Source organism: Flavobacterium sp. KH_001 (assembly GCF_057840745.1).
Map to the genome: position 1 here is coordinate 1,557,190 of NZ_CM174520.1, position 15,415 is coordinate 1,572,604.

A 15,415-nucleotide genomic window follows, 5' to 3' on the forward strand; every position below is an offset into this window, starting at 1 on the left:
GACTAAATTACATATAACTCAAAATCTCTTTTTTATAAGCATCATATTCACCTTGCATGATCAATCCGTTATCAAGAAGTTTTTTATAATTCTGTAACTTATCAAAAAGTTCTTCTTTAGATAATTCACTTAATTTACGTTCTCCTGTTGAAGTTGGTGCAGGTTGAATTGGTTCATACGTTTCATAAGATGGAGAAGGGGTAACAGCTGGCATAATTTCAGCATAATTCGTTACTTCTTCAGTTTCTACTTCTTCAACTGCTTCTTCTTCCACCTCTTCATATTCATATTCTGCTTCAATTGCCTCCTGAATAGGAGTCGCAGTAGAAACTGGATTTTTTAAAATGTCCAATTGTTCTTTAGCATAAGTATAGATTTTTCTCGCCTGAATTTTAGGAATATAATCTATTGAAACCTGAATGTCTGTTTTTGTAGAAAATGAGAATTCGGAACCTAATATATTTTCTTTTACAAAAGTCCCCACGATTTCATCCCAGGTATAATCTGTAAAGTCCATTGAAAGGCCTAAGTTTTTAGGTTTACAGATAATAATTCTTTTGTTTGTTAATACAATACTATCTGGAAAAACAGTAATTGCTGGTTTTTTTTGAACCGCGATATATCCAACTTCCTCACCCTTCATCAATAAATCATTGAGTTTTGAGGTGATTTTTTCAATCGCTTTTGGATCTTGTTCTTCGTTTAGAAATTTTTTAAATTGTTCTTTCATGTTTGATAAATTGCTAAGTAACTGAGTTGCTAAGTTTTTGACTGATGCTGCAAATGTAATGCCTAATTTTCTAATTGCTCCGCCTGTTCGGTAAAAAATTACCTCGGTTCGATAATTTCGTTTTGAATTTTCTTGGTCAAACTTTTGAAAACCAAGTCATACGAATGATCGATGAGTTCTTTTATAAAAGCGGTCGACAAACTACCGTTCAGCGCGATAGTATTCCAGTGTACTTTGCTCATATGAAAGCCTGGTTTTATTTCATCATATTCTGCTCGGAGTTCCTGAGCACGTTCCGGATCACATTTTAAATTGACTGATGGTTCGTTCTTTTCCCATTGCGATAAGGAAGATAAAGCAAACATTTTTCCGCCCACTTTAAAAACCAAAGTGTCTTCATCAAAAGGAAAATGTTCGCTAACACCTTTCTTCGAGAGACAATATTCGTAATACGTTTCCAGATTCATAATCTTTATTATTTACCAATTTCACCTAAGTGCGTGTATTTAAAACCACTTTCATATTTTAAACCGTATCCAAAAAAACGATCCATTGCCGAATGTGAAAATAATATAATTCCTGTAAGCTGCAAAATCTCAATTTTGAAATAGCAGCCTAAAATATAAACCAAAACCGCAATTCCCCGATGATGGAATACATTATAGAGAAAAGCACCAATTTTAGTATTAAAAACATAACCAAGCATCGAAAAGTCAGGAGCTAAAATTAACACCAAAAACCACCACCATTGGTAATTTAAAAGACTAAATAAATAGATTCCGAGTATAAATAAACCTAATTCTTCGAGTTTGATAATTGTTTTCATAGTTTCTTTTCCATCATTTTTTCAGGATGTTCCAAAGCTTTAAAACCGAATTTCTCATATAAAAAATGAGCATCGGTTGTGGCCAGTCTCCAAATTTGAATGTTTTTTAAAATGGGTTCGGTCATCATGTTTTCAATTAAAATAGACGAGTAGCCTTTTCCACGATGTTCTTCGGTAATAAAAACATCCATGACATATCCAAAAACTACAAAATCTGTAATGACACGCGCAAAACCAATTTGTTTGTCGTCTAAGTAGATTCCGAAACAAACGGAAGCATCAATAGTAGTCTGAACTTCGTCAATAGTTCGGCCTGCAGCCCAATAAATATCCTTTAGGAAGTTTTGTATGAAAGGAACATCTAGTTTGTTTTTATCGGTCGAAACGGTAATCTGATTCATTTTTTTTTGAATAGGTTCTGAGGCGCTAAGGTTCTAAGATACTAAGAAAATGTGGTGCCTTAGTACCTTAGCACCTTATTATTTTACATTTTAATTTTACCGTCAATTTTTTCAACAGGTTTTGCAATAAAATTGGGTGCATCAAATCGGTAGCCAAAATACAATAATCCAAAAATTTTGTCATTACTGATAACAGTAGATTTATCCTGATTATAAGAACTAACACTGAAATTTAAACTGGCACCAAAAAGTATACGGTCTGAATTATATCCCATTTTTAAGCCACCATCAAGGTTTCTCGTGAAATAGGTGTCTTTCTCAATAGTTTCAACTCCCGAATCTATGCTTTTGTCCTTCATGAATTTTACACCTAAGGAAGGCGATAAATGGGAAGCCACATAAAATCTTTTGTTTATAATGAAATTATAATAATATCCTGCGGCAAGACGAAGATCAAATTCTTTTTGTTTACCGTCAATATCGTCTGATTTTGAACGAATGGTATTGTAACTATAAATTAAAGACGGAACGAAACTTCCGGCGCTTTTTTTCTGCCATTCCGTAAAGGTGGTAATGCTTTTAAGAGAGAATTTAGGGTTGAAAATATAGGAAGTCGACATTCCTAATTGCAAGGTTTTAAAATCGGGAAATTGAAGATACGGATCTTTTCCTTCAACCCAATCCGGTGCAAAATCTTTCATATTAGCGACATAATAGCCTTTTGTTTTGCTATAATTCACCGTTTGAAGCCACCGTCCTAAAAAGAAACGGAAGTTATAATCTGAGAAAGTAGATTTTCCTTTTAAATCTTCATCTTTATTTCCGCCAAAAAACTTTGGGTAAAAACCGTAACTGAAGCCTATAAATTTATAATCGACACTTAGAAATAGTTTGTAGCTATTATTGGTTTCCAGATCAAGATTTGCGCCCTTTTTATTATTTAGAAGATAGTTGTCGCTTTGCGTGCTCAAGTTTGTCCTGATCATTATTTTATCAGGATAATAGATGAAATTAGCAGTGTCCTGAGATTTTTCGTTTTGGCTGTAAAGGGTGGAGAAATTCAGGAATAAAGTGATCAGAAAAACACATAATCCAGTTGTATTATGATTTGTACTGCTGAAGCTTTGTTTCTTTATTGGTTTCAATTCGAAAAGATTGCTGGTTGCTGTTTATAAAACTACTAAATTATTTTATATAAAACTGGTTTACTTGGACTTGCATCGTTTTCAAAAGAAGCAATCTGTAAGTTTAGTACATAATTCCCATCCTGAATTTCATCAGAAACAAAAATCATTTCTGTAATTGTGGCTTCAAAACGGGCGTCTTTATTTACATTATGCGTGTCTTTTACATTCCAAAACGCTTTATGAGCCAATAATTTTCCTTCGTCATGTTCTTTGTCAACGCTTGGTAAATCGATCAATAAATGCTGAATTTCGCTTTCGCGGATGAAAAATGCTGCTTCCTCAGACAAATAAGGCGGATTTGTATTCGAATATTTTCTTGATTTTTTTGCTGCCTGGTTCGGAAGTGTTCTGATGATTAAAGCTTCCGTTTTGGTTCCATTTAAAGAAGCCGAAATTTGATCTTTGGTTATAACATAATCCTCTCCAATTTTTTCAGGTTCCACTGTAATCAATTGGGCAAAAAAGAAGAATTGCTTTAAAGCCTGATTGATGCTGTAAAAATCATTTGTAATATGACCCAGACATTCTGTATGGGTTCCATGCCCATGCGGATTAAAGAAAATATTATTGAAATTCGTTGATGATTTTCCTTCTGAAACTTTTCCAATCCAGTCGCCAAAAACAACAGGTTCAATAACTGGTTTTTCGATATACCAGGCAATCGGGTTTTCGTCTGTATTGGTTAACGGAATTGAAATATCAATGGGTTTTGATAAGTCGATTTGATATTTGTTATTAAGAAGTGCTAGCATAATGGAACGCGGATTTTACGGATATTCTAACGCGGATTTTACGGATTTTTTCAATCAGCGTTGCTTGCATCCGTTTTATCAGCGTTCTAATTTTTATTCTTCCAAATTTAGATAAAATAAATCTGAAGCGATTCCATCTGTCAGAAATTTTCCTTTTGCAGTTGGTTTTAAAATGTCATTTTCAATTGAAAGTAAATCATCGTTTAGGAATTTCTGGCTTTGTTTTTTCAGATAATCCAAATATTCTAATCCAAATTCCTTTTCGATTCGTTCTAATGAAACGCCCCAAATCGTGCGTAATCCCGTCATAATATATTCGTTATAACAATCCGATTTTGACAGAACTTCAGTTTCAATAGGTGAAATATTTTCCTGAATCGATTTTAAGTAAAGCGAATTATTAGCAATATTCCAGCCTCTTTTTTCGCCGTCATAACTGTGTGCCGAAGGCCCGATTCCGATATATTTTTTACCTAACCAATACGCCGAATTGTTTCTCGAGAAATAATTCTCTTTCCCGAAATTCGATAATTCGTAATGTATAAAACCGTTTTTTTGAAGTGTATCGACTAAAATCATAAAATGATTGGAAGCCACTTCGTCCTGTGGTTCAGCAATTTTTCCGGTATCGATTAATTTTCTTAAAGCAGTTTTAGGTTCAACTGTCAAAGCATAACTTGAAATATGCGGAATGCCAAAACTCAAAGCAGTTTCAATATTTTGTTTCCACATTTCATCTGTTAATCCCGGAATGCCGTAAATCAAATCAAGAGAAATATTATCAAAATATTTGGTTGCTTCTTCTAAACATTTTTTGGCTTCCGCCGAATTATGAGCGCGATTCATCATTTTCAGATCTTCTTCATAAAAAGACTGAATCCCAATGCTTAAACGGTTTATCGGACTTTTGGATAATTCTAAAATTCGTTCTGAAGACAAATCATCCGGATTTGCTTCAAGCGTAATTTCCGGATCTTCTGAGACTTTATAGTTTTTATAAACTTCTGAGATTAGAAAGTTTATTTCGTCATTTGTCAAAACAGAAGGTGTTCCGCCACCAAAATAAATGGTTTCTACAACATCATTTTGAAATTCACTTTTACGCATGGCAATTTCTTTGGCCAAAGCCAAAACCATGTCCTCTTTCTTCTTCATCGAAGTCGAAAAATGAAAATCGCAATAATGGCAAGCCTGCTTGCAGAATGGAATATGGATGTAGATACCGCTCATTTTTAGTGTTCAGTGTTCAGGTTTTTAGTGTTCAGGTCTTTAGTATTCAGATTTCAGTGTTCAGTTTTTTAGTATTCAGATTATAACGATAACTAAAAAACGGATCACCGATTACTCCTTTCTGACTCCGAATTTCTCTGGGTTTAATAGCATATAGTTTAATAATTTACCTATTTCAATACTTTCGGATAAAAGTTGATTATACAATTCGTTTGAAATATATTTACAATTAAGAGCGAATTCCAGCCAAACTTGTGTTTCAGAATTTTTACCATCAGAGTCAGTTAATTTACTATAAAAATGTTTCGGATAAATACGTTTTCTGTAAGCTTCAGCAATAGTAACTGGAACACTTCTGGATGAACGTCTAATTTGATCTGTTAATGAGTACGTTTCTTCTTTCGGAAACTGTTTTGTAATATTAAAAATCTTCATTGCTAAAGAAAAAGACTTTTTGTAAGCCAGTAAATCTTGAAATTTCATTAAGTTTTTTATCCAAAACGATTATTTTGTAAGAAAATTATATTTAAAAAAAAATCTTTTTTTTAGCTAATAATTGATTACTAAAAATCTGACCACTGAATACTACTTCCTCACTTTGTCTTCATTTTGTTTTACAAAAGCATCCCAACCCGAATAACTTTTCCCTGCCACAATTTTTCCGGAATTAAAGAAATGACAAACAGCCGCTGCCAAACCATCAGTTGAATCGAGGTTTTTAGGCAATTCTTTCAGTCCTAAAAGCTGTTGCAGCATTTTGGCAACCTGTTCTTTGCTGGCGTTTCCGTTTCCGGTAATCGCCATTTTTATCTTTTTGGGTTCGTATTCAGTAATCGGAATATCTCTGGAAAGTCCCGCCGCCATGGCAACACCTTGTGCGCGTCCTAGTTTTAGCATCGATTGAACATTCTTTCCGAAGAAAGGAGCTTCGATCGCAATTTCATCAGGATGATGCGTTTCTATAAGTTCAATAGTACGCTCAAAAATGATTTTTAGTTTTTGGTAATGATTGTCATATTTGGACAATTGCAGTTCGTTCAACTGCAAAAACTCCATTTTTTTGTTGATGACTTTAATCAGTCCAAAACCCATGATTGTGGTTCCGGGGTCTATACCTAATATGATGCGTTCTTTTGTCAATTTTTTTTTGTTTGAGTTACACAGAGCTTCGCCAAGTTTTCACGGAGTTTCGCAAAGTTTTTTTAAGTTACTCTGCGCATCTTTGCGATTCCTTTGCGAATCTTTGTGAAATAGCTTTTAAGCAATAGTTTTGCTTACTTTTGCGGCATGATTTCAATTCCTCACAAAGCTAAGCAATTCCTAGTTCTTCTGATCAAACTTTTGATTGTAGGCGGTGCATTTTATTTTATTTACAATCAGCTTGCAAACAACGATAAACTTGACTGGCAGAAGTTCCTTGTTTTATTTCGTAAAAATCAATCGGTTTTAGGAATTGGGTTTATATTGCTGTTAAGTGTTTTGAATCGCTATTTTGAGATTTTAAAATGGCAGAATCTGGCTAAAGTTATTCATGAAATTTCTTTAGGAGAAGCCACAAAACAAGTTTTAGCCGCATTAACCGCCGGAATTTTTACCCCAAATGGAGTAGGAGAGTACGCTGGAAAAGCATTGTATTACCCAAAATCTGAAGCAAAAAATGTCGTTTTTCTGAATTTAATCTGCAACGGAATCCAGATGATTTTGACAGTGATCTTTGGAACAATCGGCTTACTTTTTCTGGGATATTGGAAATGGGTTATAATAATATTCGCAATATCTATTTTCTTTCTTCTATTTTCTATATTCTTAAAAAAAATAAAAATCAAAGGCTATTCCATTGAAAAGCTGATTCAGAAAATCAATGAAATTCCGAAATCAATTCATCGCAAAAATATTCTTTTAGGTATTTTGCGTTATTTGGTTTTCTCGCATCAATATTACTTTTTGTTTCTGGCTTTTGATGTCGATTTGCCTTATTGGACTTTGATTTCAACGATTGCTGTTGTTTACTTTTTAGCTTCTTCACTACCCACTTTTCAGTTTTTAGATTTTGCTGTAAAAGGAAGCGTTGCGGTTTATTTCTTCGGAGTTTTGCATGTAAACGAATGGATTGTAGTTTTCGTGACTACTTTAATGTGGTTTTTAAATGTGGTATTGCCAGTAGTTTGGGGAAGTTATTATGTGCTGAATTTTAAAACAAAAGTTGCTGAATGATTTTGGTTTTATTTGTCATATTGCCAATTTATTTTATCAGTATAAGTCTATTGATTTTTGGCTTTGGCCGAATAAAAAATTATCAGAATAAAGGTTTACAGCCAAAAACTAGTTTCACAATTATAGTTCCCTTCCGAAATGAAGCCGAGAATCTTCCGAATCTTTTAAATAGCTTTTCAAACTTAAATTATCCAATAGATTTATTCGAAGTAATTTTAGTTGATGATAGTTCTAAAGAAAAGTTTCAAGTTTCAAGTTTCAAGTTTCAAGTTACTTTGATTGACAATATTCGCGTTTCAAATTCTCCTAAAAAAGACGCCATTTCAACAGCAATGCAGCACGTAAAAACCAATTGGGTAATTACGACAGATGCCGATTGTATTGTGCCTCAAAATTGGCTTTTAATCTTCGATAATTATATACAGGAAAATCAGGTTTCGATGTTGGCCGGAGCCGTTTCGTATGAATGTGAGAATTCGTTTTTGCATCATTTTCAACAATTGGATTTAACGAGTTTACAAGGTGCTACAATAGGAAGTTTTGGTTTAAATAAAGCTTTTATGTGTAATGGAGCCAATTTTGCCTACACAAAATCTTTGTTTGAAAAACTGAATGGATTTGAGGGAAACAACAAAATTGCCAGCGGCGATGATGTTTTTTTATTGCAAAAAGCGGTAGAGGAATTTCCAAAAGAAGTTCATTATTTAAAAGCGGAAGAAGCGATTGTAATAACCAAACCAACAGAAACCTGGAAAGCTTTATTTTACCAAAGAGTGCGCTGGGCGGCGAAAACAAGTTCGTACAAAAGTACTTTTGGAAAGTTTTTAGGATTGATTGTTTTCCTTGGAAATCTGAGCTTTGTAACTGGTTTTTTCTTTTTACTGTTCGGAATTTGGTCTTATCCAATATTTGTCTTGTTTGTCTTTTTTAAATTTGGGATTGATTTTGTTTTGCTTTATGTCACGAATCAATTCTTGACAAAAAGCCGAATAAAAAGTCTATTCTTAAGTAGTTTACTTTATCCTTTTTTTAGTTCGGCTGTGGCTTTGTATAGTTTGTTTGGAAGTTATGAATGGAAGGGGAGAAGGTTTAAACTATAAACTTTCTCATGAAAAAGAGTGCCCTAGCCCTGATGGGAGGGAAAATCCTTTTGTGCCGGGGTTCGGCGCAAAAGATTGGAAGGACAGCAGGAAATAGCTCCTTAAAATTCTGATGATTTATTTCTGATCTTTAGCCTTAATGATAACAGGCAGAATAAATTGTGTTTTTACCGGAATTCCGCGTTTGATTGCAGGATTTACTTTTGGGAAATCGACTAAACGGGCGTGCAGAATACTGTCTATTTTAATGGTATCATAAGCCACAGTATCTTTAGGAAACTGTGGTTCAAATTTCATCGTAGCGTTTGGGAAAACGGTTACTTTGACTTCGATGGTATCCAATTCCGGATAAAGGATTGATAAAGTATCGATGTCTAGTTTTGCTTCAATAAGTTGTCCCATAACTTCAAAAAAACATTGCTGGCGCAGTTTTTTGTCGGCTATTTTTTCACATTCAGCAACTGAAGGATATTCGTCAACTTCTTTCCAGTTGATGGCTTTTAACTCTTTTTGAAGTAATTCTTTTTCAGACGGAACCTGCTTGTCAAAATATTGACAAGAATTGAAAATAATAAAAACTAAAAAAATAGGAAACTGCTTCAAGGCTTTAATATTGATTGTAAACTAATTAGATTATAAAAATACGATTATTTTTTTTTGAGAAGCTTTGTATTGCAAATATTCTTCGTAGCTTTCTGAAAGCCATTTTTCTTTGTTTGTCGCAGCAATTTCCTTTTGATCAGGATACAAATGCGCCAAACGATCTGAAAAAGTAGCAATCTGAACGGTATAATTGTAAAACTCGGTTTTTGTTAAAGTAATATTTGGATCATTTTTTCGATTAAAATATTCGAAGAAAAGCTCGTCAAATTCCTTCATGGAAAAATTTAATACCTTTTTCTTATTACTTTTATAAATACTGTCCTGGATTAATTGATCATCGACAGCTAATTTTTTAACTTGTGCATAAGCACTATCGTTGATTGAAAAAATCAAAAAACAAATAAAAGATAATTTTAAAAGTCTATGCATTGTCTAATTTTTCTGACGGTTGCAAGACAAATTTACAAAAAAATATATGGATTTACTATTGTTCACACTTGGATTTATATGCGTTATTATTGGGATTTTTGGTAGTTTTCTGCCTGTTTTACCTGGTTTGTCGAGTTGTTGGGTTGGATTGCTATTGCTGTATTTGACAAAAGCAGTCGAAAACAACTATTGGGTTCTTGGAATTACGCTTTTAATAACTATCACAATTACAATTTTGGATTACATAATTCCGGCAAAAGGAACCAAAAAATTTGGTGGCAGTTCGTATGGAATTTGGGGAACTAATATTGGTTTAGTTGTTGGAATTTTGGCTCCAATTCCGTTTGGCGTTATCATCGGACCGTTTGTTGGTGCGTTTATTGGCGAACTTATTTATGATTCGAAAAACCACAAAAGAGCATTAAAAGCCGCAACCGGATCTTTGCTGGGGTTTCTTGCTTCCAGTTTTATCAATTTTATGTTTTGTATTATTTTTCTAGGTATTTTTTTGCGTGTAACATGGGAATATCGAAACATATTGTTTTAATTATGTAACATTGACTTAAGTTTTTTCCTATTTTTTAAGAACTTTTAGGGAAAAATTTGATTTTTTTAAAAAATATTTTCTTTTTATTTTGATAACGAAAGGGTTATGTTTAGTGGGGATGCGAAGTTTTTGATGAAAATAAATGTTAAATCCACCATTAAATTTTTAACTTAATCTTTGGAAATGTTAAAATATTTTATATTTTTATCCTGATAAACGATAAAAACGCCCCTTTTATCGATTATTTTGAATAAGTATAAATAATTTTTTAAATAAATTAAGTATGACTCCTAACCTACAAATTGAACTTAGACGTTTTATTTCTTCTAATGTTGTTTCCAAGTTGAACAAGTTTTATTTTGAAAATGATGCACTCTTAATCAAAGGAATCGATGTCTCGATCGGAACCGTTTTAATGGGATTGTATAACAGGGCCGGCGAATCGGGTTTCTATAAAGAATTGACCACCTTAATTGCAGACGATTCCACTTTTTACCAGGAAGTCGATTTTACATCAGGTAGAATCTTATCAGTCGATGACTGCTACCGAATAGAAGGAAATGCAATATTGAAAGGAATTTTCACTGAAAAAAAAGGAAGAATTTCTGAAATGATTTCAAACGAAGTCGGAATCAAAAGCGAAACCGCAAGAGAAATACTTAACTTCTCAGCCTTACTAGTAGTTTCTTACCTTAAGAACAACATGCAATTACTAGACAGTTTAAAATTACTTCTTGAAGAACAAAAAAGAGAAATTCTAAACAGTATCCAACCCGGAATCAAAATTATCTTAGGATTTTCATGTCATGAAGTAGTGGAAGACAAAAACCAATCTATGGGAAGATCTATTTTTACCCTTTTTGGACACAACTTTTTCAGCTTCTAAATAAAAAAATCCCATCTTACAAAAGTAAAACAGGATTTATATTCTTGAATTTGAATCGTTTATTAAACGTTTTTCAAATTGATAATTTCTTGCTCGGTCAAAAAGCGCCAGTTACCTCTTGGTAAATTCTTTTTGGTTAAACCCGCAAATGATACACGATCTATACGTAAAACATCATATTCGAAGTTTTCGAAAATAGCGCGAACCACTTTTACATTCGATGAACGTAATTTAAGCCCAACTTCGCTCTTTGGCTCATTATCAATATAACTAACCTCTTCAACAAATACGCGGTGTCCGTCAAGAACCAAACCTTTGCTGATTTTTTCTAAATCCTCAAATTTTAAGTTTTTGTCTAGCGAAACCTGATAAATTTTAGACGATTTCTGACTCGGTAAAGTAAATTTACGAATCATATCTGTATCATTGGTGAATAACAACAAACCAGTAGTGTTTTTGTCCATTCTTCCAATCGGAGCAATTTTTGCTGTTGTAGAACCGCGAACAAGTTCCAGAACGTTACGATATTCCTGACCTTCGTCAAGTGCAGTCGTAAAGTTTTTAGGCTTGTTCAACAAGATGTATTCTTTCTTTTCAGGAGTTAAAGTAACCCCGTCAAAATTGACAACATCGTTTAATTTTACTAAATAACCCATTTCAGTAACCGGAACGCCATTTACTTTAACGTTTCCAGACTGAATGTATATATCGGCATCACGACGCGAGCAAACACCTGAATTCGAGATGTATTTGTTCAAGCGAATCTCGTCTGCTGCTTTCTGTCTTTTTGGAGCCTGATTCTGTTTTTTAATTTTTTCTGCTTTTTCTTCTTCAGCAGCTTTAACAGCCGGCTTCACTTTTTTTGGCCCTTGCGCACGTTTCGCCATAGGAGGTTTTGGCTTGCTAGAGTTTGATTTCGAGCTATTTGGTCTCGAACCGCCTCTTTTATTATTGCCTTCCTTATTGTTCATAAATTCTGTAATTTGTGCAAAGATAGTTTATTCTTGCTAAATAATCTTAAGTTCATTGTTCTTAGATTAATAGCTATTGTTTTTTGGGGTTTGAGAGAGTTGTATTTGGGCTTTTTGGCCACTTTGAATTGTTGTTATTCCACAGAGATTCACCGAGTTCACACAGAGATTCGCAAAGTTTTTAAAAGAGCTTTGTGAATCTTTGCGAAATCTTAGTGAATCTCTGTGAAATAACTTAAACTAGAATTTTGAAATTAAAGCTTTTCCGTGCCACAAAACACTCGGATTAATCAAAACAATGCAAAAAACACCCGACACAATCAGGAATTTCAAAACATTATGCAGTAATAAATATTGCTCTTTAGAATTTGATTTCCATAAATAGAGCAGGAAAAACAACAAAACACCAAAGCAAACATAAAAGTAAATGTCCATATAACCCACATCATAAATGTTGATCAAAACATAAACGGGAAGTACAGTGAAAATAGTCAACACAGTAATAACTTGTTTTGAAACCGTTTCATTATAAAGTATGGGAATCGTTCGATAGTCGTTCGCCAGATCGCCTTTAAGATTCTCTAAATCTTTTATCATTTCGCGTATCAGCAACAATAAAAACAAGAAAACCGCATGTGCCGAAATCACCATAAAATGACTCATATGATCTTCAATTTCTTCAAATGAAATCTTATTGTAGAAATATAAAAGAATTGCAAAAAATGGAATAACTGCTAAAAACGCCGCCATTAAATTTCCAACAATTGGATATTTTTTGACTTTGTGCGAGTAAAACCAAATCAGGAAAATATAAGCCGAAAAGAATAAAAAAGCACGCCAGGAAACAATGAAGGCCATTAAAACAGCAACGAAATTCAATGTAAAATAAACAGAAAGCTTTGTTTTCTGACTTACCAAACGATCCAGCATTGATTTGTTTGGTCGGTTGATTAAATCTTTTTGGCTGTCGTAAAAATTATTGATTATGTAACCTGAAGCAATTGTAATTGCTGAAGCAAAAACGATCAAAAATAAATTGAAATCCAATAAAATATCGAGAGCTCTTTTCTCTGGAGCCAGAATGAAAATTGCGGATAAATATTGTGCCAAAACAATAATCGGAATGTTATAGCCTCTCACCACAGAGAACAAACTAACAATTTTCATTACTAAAAGTTTGTGCTGTCTGCTTAACATTTTTTGATTAAAGTTTTAGAGTGGGGTGTAATTTAAGATTTTTTGCTGAAGTTGTATTTTAGTTAAAGTTAATTTTAACAATTTAGAAATGATTACTTATTCGTTTCTATACCACTAAACAATAAAATCACTGTACTAAAACAGTAAAATCTAAAAAAGCACTTAATTTTTAGAACTGATAAACTACTTCTAGTTTATAGTCTTTTAAAGATGCTTTAGCACGCTCTAAATCTTGGGTGAATCCAAGAATATAACCACCGCCGCCAGAACCACAAAGTTTTAAATAATAATCGTTTGTGTCAATTCCGTTTTGCCAGATTCCGTGAAATTGCTCCGGGATCATTGGTTTGAAGTTATTCAAAACAACTTTTGAAAGTTTCTTAGTATTGGTAAACAAAGATTTCATGTCGCCGTGTAAAAAATTCTCTACACAAGCATCAGTATGTTTTACGAATTGGTTTTTAAGCATCGCACGGAAACCTTTGTCTTTTAGGTTTTCCATGAAAATGTTTACCATTGGAGCCGTTTCGCCTACAATTCCTGAATCTAATAAAAACACAGCACCTTTTCCGTCAAAACTTTGAGTTGGAATTCCGGTTGCTTCGATATTATCTTTAGAATTGATTAAAATCGGAATGCTTAAATAACTGTTTAAAGGATCTAAACCAGAACTTTTTCCGTGAAAAAAGCTCTCCATTTGAGAAAATATATTTTTCAATTGTAACAGTTTTTCGCGCGTTAAATTCTCTAAAACTGTTATTTTTTGAGTTGCATATTTATCGTAAATCGCAGCAACAAGTGCACCACTGCTTCCAACACCGTAACCTTGAGGGATGCTAGAATCGAAATACATTCCGGTTTCAACATCATTTTTTAAAGCTGTCAAATCAAAAGCAACCAATTCAGGTTTTTCTGTCTGCAAAGTTTCAAGGTAAGATGCGAATCGTTTTAAACTTGCGTTTGATGCCAAAGCTTCTGCTGAAGGTTCTTCAGATTTCTTTAAAGCGCCGTTGTAAAAATTATAAGGAATAGAAAGTCCCTTAGAGTCACGAATGATTCCGTATTCTCCAAAGAGTAATATTTTTGAGTAAAATAATGGTCCTTTCATAATGTATTTTAAGTCTAAAAATCTAAATTTTAATTAAAGATACGGAAAATTACAATGCAATTGATCCTTCTCCAATTTGATCGCAAATGTACTGACCATTCTGACAAAATACAACTAATTCGTCCTTAATAAATTGTAATACTTTAGCGCTAACGTTTTCGGGATAAAGTACATGAACATTTGCACCGGCATCAAGCGTAAAACAAACCGCAATCTGGGTTTCATTTCTGAATTTCCAAATCGCATTGATGATTTGCAAAGTATTTGGTTTCATCAAAATAAAATACGGCATCGAAGTCATCATCATCGCGTGTAAAGTCAACGCTTCGCTCTCAACAACTTTAATGAATTCCTCCAGATTTCCATTTTCAAAAATAGCAATCAACTGATCCAGATTTTCATGGGCTTGCGCAAAACGTCTTTCAGCATAAGGATGATTGTGCATTAGATCATGTCCAACCGTGCTCGAAACTTGTTTTTCGCCCTTATCAACCAATAAAATAGTATCCTGGTAATTCTTGAAATTTTCATGAATCGTATATGGGAATTCAACTCCAAATAAGTCTGAACTTCCCTCAATATTTGCCTGATTTCCCCAAACGACAACCTTTCCTTTTACACTTCGACAAGCACTTCCAGAACCTAAACGGGCTAAAAGAGAAGCTTTTTGGAAGAAATAGTCTTCTGTCATTTCCGGATTTAGCTCTTTCTCCAAACTCATGAAATTCATTGCCAAAGCCGCCATTCCAGATGCCGAAGAAGCAATTCCTGAACTGTGTGGAAACGTATTTTGCGTATCAATCGTAAAATGATAATCCTTCAAAAACGGAAGATAAACTTCAATTCGCTCTAAAAACTTCTGAATTTTCGGTTTGAAATCTTCTTTTGGTTTTCCTTCAAATAATAAATCAAAAGAAAAGGAATTTTGGTTTACTCTTTTTTCGAAACCTAATTTGGTAACTGTTTTACAGCTATTCAACGTAAAACTAACTGAAGGATTTGCCGGAATTTGATTGTCTTTTTTCCCCCAATATTTTACTAATGCAATATTGCTGGGAGCGCTCCACTCAAAATTTCCGTTTTCGATTGTAGAAGTATATTTTTTAGGAATAAAATCAGCTGCTGTAAACATGAAATATAAAATTTTGGCAAAGATAGTTTTTAAATTTTTTCACCATATAAGTTATATAAGAAATTATAAGCAGGCTTTACTAGAATGAACTGATATAACTTA

Annotated in this window: 19 protein-coding genes; 4 read left to right on the plus strand and 15 right to left on the minus strand. The window is 33.4% G+C overall.

Features of this window, described 5'->3' with window-relative positions; genetic code table 11:
* Window positions 1-7 precede the first annotated feature (7 nt).
* From AC3ITQ_RS06865 to ruvC, 9 genes are all read right to left on the minus strand, one after another.
* On the minus strand, window positions 8-730 hold the full coding sequence (locus AC3ITQ_RS06865; protein WP_489237545.1) for a PH domain-containing protein: 723 nt from the start codon (window positions 728-730) through the stop codon (window positions 8-10).
* Window positions 731-828: 98 nt separating this feature from the next.
* Entirely contained in the window at window positions 829-1,197 is a 369-nt protein-coding gene (locus AC3ITQ_RS06870) for an MmcQ/YjbR family DNA-binding protein (RefSeq protein WP_489237547.1), read from the minus strand.
* Window positions 1,198-1,205: 8 nt separating this feature from the next.
* Window positions 1,206-1,556: a DUF4260 domain-containing protein gene (locus AC3ITQ_RS06875; protein ID WP_489237549.1), complete on the minus strand. Its 351-nt coding sequence runs from the start codon at window positions 1,554-1,556 to the stop codon at window positions 1,206-1,208.
* Window positions 1,553-1,957 carry a GNAT family N-acetyltransferase gene (locus AC3ITQ_RS06880; RefSeq protein WP_489237551.1) on the minus strand — a complete coding sequence of 135 codons (405 nt, stop codon included), beginning with the start codon at window positions 1,955-1,957 and terminating at the stop codon, window positions 1,553-1,555. The genes AC3ITQ_RS06875 and AC3ITQ_RS06880 overlap by 4 nt, the downstream gene beginning before the upstream one ends.
* Window positions 1,958-2,040: 83 nt before the next feature.
* Window positions 2,041-3,102, minus strand: coding sequence for a DUF4421 family protein (locus tag AC3ITQ_RS06885; RefSeq protein ID WP_489237553.1), 1,062 nt, complete (start codon window positions 3,100-3,102; stop codon window positions 2,041-2,043).
* Between the two features lie 35 nt (window positions 3,103-3,137).
* On the minus strand, window positions 3,138-3,896 hold the full coding sequence (locus tag AC3ITQ_RS06890) for a cyclase family protein (RefSeq protein WP_489237555.1): 759 nt from the start codon (window positions 3,894-3,896) through the stop codon (window positions 3,138-3,140).
* Between the two features lie 93 nt (window positions 3,897-3,989).
* On the minus strand, window positions 3,990-5,126 hold the full coding sequence (hemW, locus tag AC3ITQ_RS06895; RefSeq protein ID WP_489237557.1) for a radical SAM family heme chaperone HemW: 1,137 nt from the start codon (window positions 5,124-5,126) through the stop codon (window positions 3,990-3,992).
* Between the two features lie 111 nt (window positions 5,127-5,237).
* On the minus strand, window positions 5,238-5,609 hold the full coding sequence (locus tag AC3ITQ_RS06900; RefSeq protein ID WP_489237559.1) for a four helix bundle protein: 372 nt from the start codon (window positions 5,607-5,609) through the stop codon (window positions 5,238-5,240).
* 102 nt (window positions 5,610-5,711) lie between these two features.
* On the minus strand, window positions 5,712-6,266 hold the full coding sequence (gene ruvC, locus AC3ITQ_RS06905) for a crossover junction endodeoxyribonuclease RuvC (RefSeq protein ID WP_026982724.1): 555 nt from the start codon (window positions 6,264-6,266) through the stop codon (window positions 5,712-5,714).
* A gap of 147 nt (window positions 6,267-6,413) precedes the next feature.
* Between ruvC and AC3ITQ_RS06910 the strand changes: the two genes are divergently transcribed.
* Both AC3ITQ_RS06910 and AC3ITQ_RS06915 read left to right on the plus strand, forming a co-directional pair.
* The gene (locus AC3ITQ_RS06910) at window positions 6,414-7,340 is read left to right on the plus strand and encodes a hypothetical protein (protein WP_489237561.1); all 927 of its coding nucleotides are present in this window, start codon (window positions 6,414-6,416) and stop codon (window positions 7,338-7,340) included.
* Window positions 7,337-8,440 carry a glycosyltransferase family 2 protein gene (locus AC3ITQ_RS06915; protein ID WP_489237563.1) on the plus strand — a complete coding sequence of 368 codons (1,104 nt, stop codon included), beginning with the start codon at window positions 7,337-7,339 and terminating at the stop codon, window positions 8,438-8,440. Before AC3ITQ_RS06910 ends, AC3ITQ_RS06915 begins: the two co-directional genes overlap by 4 nt.
* 117 nt (window positions 8,441-8,557) lie before the next feature.
* Here the strand turns inward: AC3ITQ_RS06915 and AC3ITQ_RS06920 are convergent, their stop codons facing one another.
* Window positions 8,558-9,043, minus strand: a complete 486-nt coding sequence (locus AC3ITQ_RS06920) for a hypothetical protein (protein ID WP_194658219.1) — start codon at window positions 9,041-9,043, stop codon at window positions 8,558-8,560.
* Window positions 9,044-9,073: 30 nt separating this feature from the next.
* Window positions 9,074-9,472, minus strand: a complete 399-nt coding sequence (locus tag AC3ITQ_RS06925) for a hypothetical protein (protein WP_489237565.1) — start codon at window positions 9,470-9,472, stop codon at window positions 9,074-9,076.
* A 46-nt stretch (window positions 9,473-9,518) separates the two neighbouring features.
* Between AC3ITQ_RS06925 and AC3ITQ_RS06930 the strand changes: the two genes are divergently transcribed.
* Window positions 9,519-10,019 carry a DUF456 domain-containing protein gene (locus tag AC3ITQ_RS06930; protein WP_489237567.1) on the plus strand — a complete coding sequence of 167 codons (501 nt, stop codon included), beginning with the start codon at window positions 9,519-9,521 and terminating at the stop codon, window positions 10,017-10,019.
* A 283-nt stretch (window positions 10,020-10,302) separates the two neighbouring features.
* Window positions 10,303-10,905, plus strand: coding sequence for a DUF937 domain-containing protein (locus AC3ITQ_RS06935; RefSeq protein WP_489237569.1), 603 nt, complete (start codon window positions 10,303-10,305; stop codon window positions 10,903-10,905).
* Window positions 10,906-10,967: 62 nt separating this feature from the next.
* On the opposite strand, the gene AC3ITQ_RS06940 is transcribed toward AC3ITQ_RS06935, so the two are convergent.
* From AC3ITQ_RS06940 to AC3ITQ_RS06955, 4 genes are all read right to left on the minus strand, one after another.
* The gene (locus tag AC3ITQ_RS06940; RefSeq protein ID WP_072970321.1) at window positions 10,968-11,876 is read right to left on the minus strand and encodes a pseudouridine synthase; all 909 of its coding nucleotides are present in this window, start codon (window positions 11,874-11,876) and stop codon (window positions 10,968-10,970) included.
* Between the two features lie 240 nt (window positions 11,877-12,116).
* Window positions 12,117-13,073, minus strand: coding sequence for a geranylgeranylglycerol-phosphate geranylgeranyltransferase (locus tag AC3ITQ_RS06945; protein ID WP_489237571.1), 957 nt, complete (start codon window positions 13,071-13,073; stop codon window positions 12,117-12,119).
* Window positions 13,074-13,242: 169 nt separating this feature from the next.
* Window positions 13,243-14,181, minus strand: a complete 939-nt coding sequence (locus tag AC3ITQ_RS06950) for a mevalonate kinase family protein (protein ID WP_489237573.1) — start codon at window positions 14,179-14,181, stop codon at window positions 13,243-13,245.
* A gap of 49 nt (window positions 14,182-14,230) precedes the next feature.
* Window positions 14,231-15,313, minus strand: a complete 1,083-nt coding sequence (locus AC3ITQ_RS06955; RefSeq protein WP_489237574.1) for a diphosphomevalonate decarboxylase — start codon at window positions 15,311-15,313, stop codon at window positions 14,231-14,233.
* Window positions 15,314-15,415 lie beyond the last annotated feature (102 nt).

Bases quoted from the DNA above. Each gene is read 5' to 3' on its own strand.
- AC3ITQ_RS06940 (WP_072970321.1), bottom strand. From the start codon at position 11,876: ATGAACAATAAGGAAGGCAATAATAAAAGAGGCGGTTCGAGACCAAAT.
- AC3ITQ_RS06915 (WP_489237563.1), top strand. From the start codon at position 7,337: ATGATTTTGGTTTTATTTGTCATATTGCCAATTTATTTTATCAGTATA.
- AC3ITQ_RS06950 (WP_489237573.1), bottom strand. From the start codon at position 14,181: ATGAAAGGACCATTATTTTACTCAAAAATATTACTCTTTGGAGAATAC.
- AC3ITQ_RS06945 (WP_489237571.1), bottom strand. From the start codon at position 13,073: ATGTTAAGCAGACAGCACAAACTTTTAGTAATGAAAATTGTTAGTTTG.
- AC3ITQ_RS06880 (WP_489237551.1), bottom strand. From the start codon at position 1,957: ATGAATCAGATTACCGTTTCGACCGATAAAAACAAACTAGATGTTCCT.
- AC3ITQ_RS06865 (WP_489237545.1), bottom strand. From the start codon at position 730: ATGAAAGAACAATTTAAAAAATTTCTAAACGAAGAACAAGATCCAAAA.
- AC3ITQ_RS06955 (WP_489237574.1), bottom strand. From the start codon at position 15,313: ATGTTTACAGCAGCTGATTTTATTCCTAAAAAATATACTTCTACAATC.
- AC3ITQ_RS06890 (WP_489237555.1), bottom strand. From the start codon at position 3,896: ATGCTAGCACTTCTTAATAACAAATATCAAATCGACTTATCAAAACCC.
- AC3ITQ_RS06930 (WP_489237567.1), top strand. From the start codon at position 9,519: ATGGATTTACTATTGTTCACACTTGGATTTATATGCGTTATTATTGGG.
- AC3ITQ_RS06900 (WP_489237559.1), bottom strand. From the start codon at position 5,609: ATGAAATTTCAAGATTTACTGGCTTACAAAAAGTCTTTTTCTTTAGCA.
- AC3ITQ_RS06910 (WP_489237561.1), top strand. From the start codon at position 6,414: ATGATTTCAATTCCTCACAAAGCTAAGCAATTCCTAGTTCTTCTGATC.
- AC3ITQ_RS06935 (WP_489237569.1), top strand. From the start codon at position 10,303: ATGACTCCTAACCTACAAATTGAACTTAGACGTTTTATTTCTTCTAAT.
- AC3ITQ_RS06875 (WP_489237549.1), bottom strand. From the start codon at position 1,556: ATGAAAACAATTATCAAACTCGAAGAATTAGGTTTATTTATACTCGGA.
- AC3ITQ_RS06870 (WP_489237547.1), bottom strand. From the start codon at position 1,197: ATGAATCTGGAAACGTATTACGAATATTGTCTCTCGAAGAAAGGTGTT.
- hemW (WP_489237557.1), bottom strand. From the start codon at position 5,126: ATGAGCGGTATCTACATCCATATTCCATTCTGCAAGCAGGCTTGCCAT.
- AC3ITQ_RS06925 (WP_489237565.1), bottom strand. From the start codon at position 9,472: ATGCATAGACTTTTAAAATTATCTTTTATTTGTTTTTTGATTTTTTCA.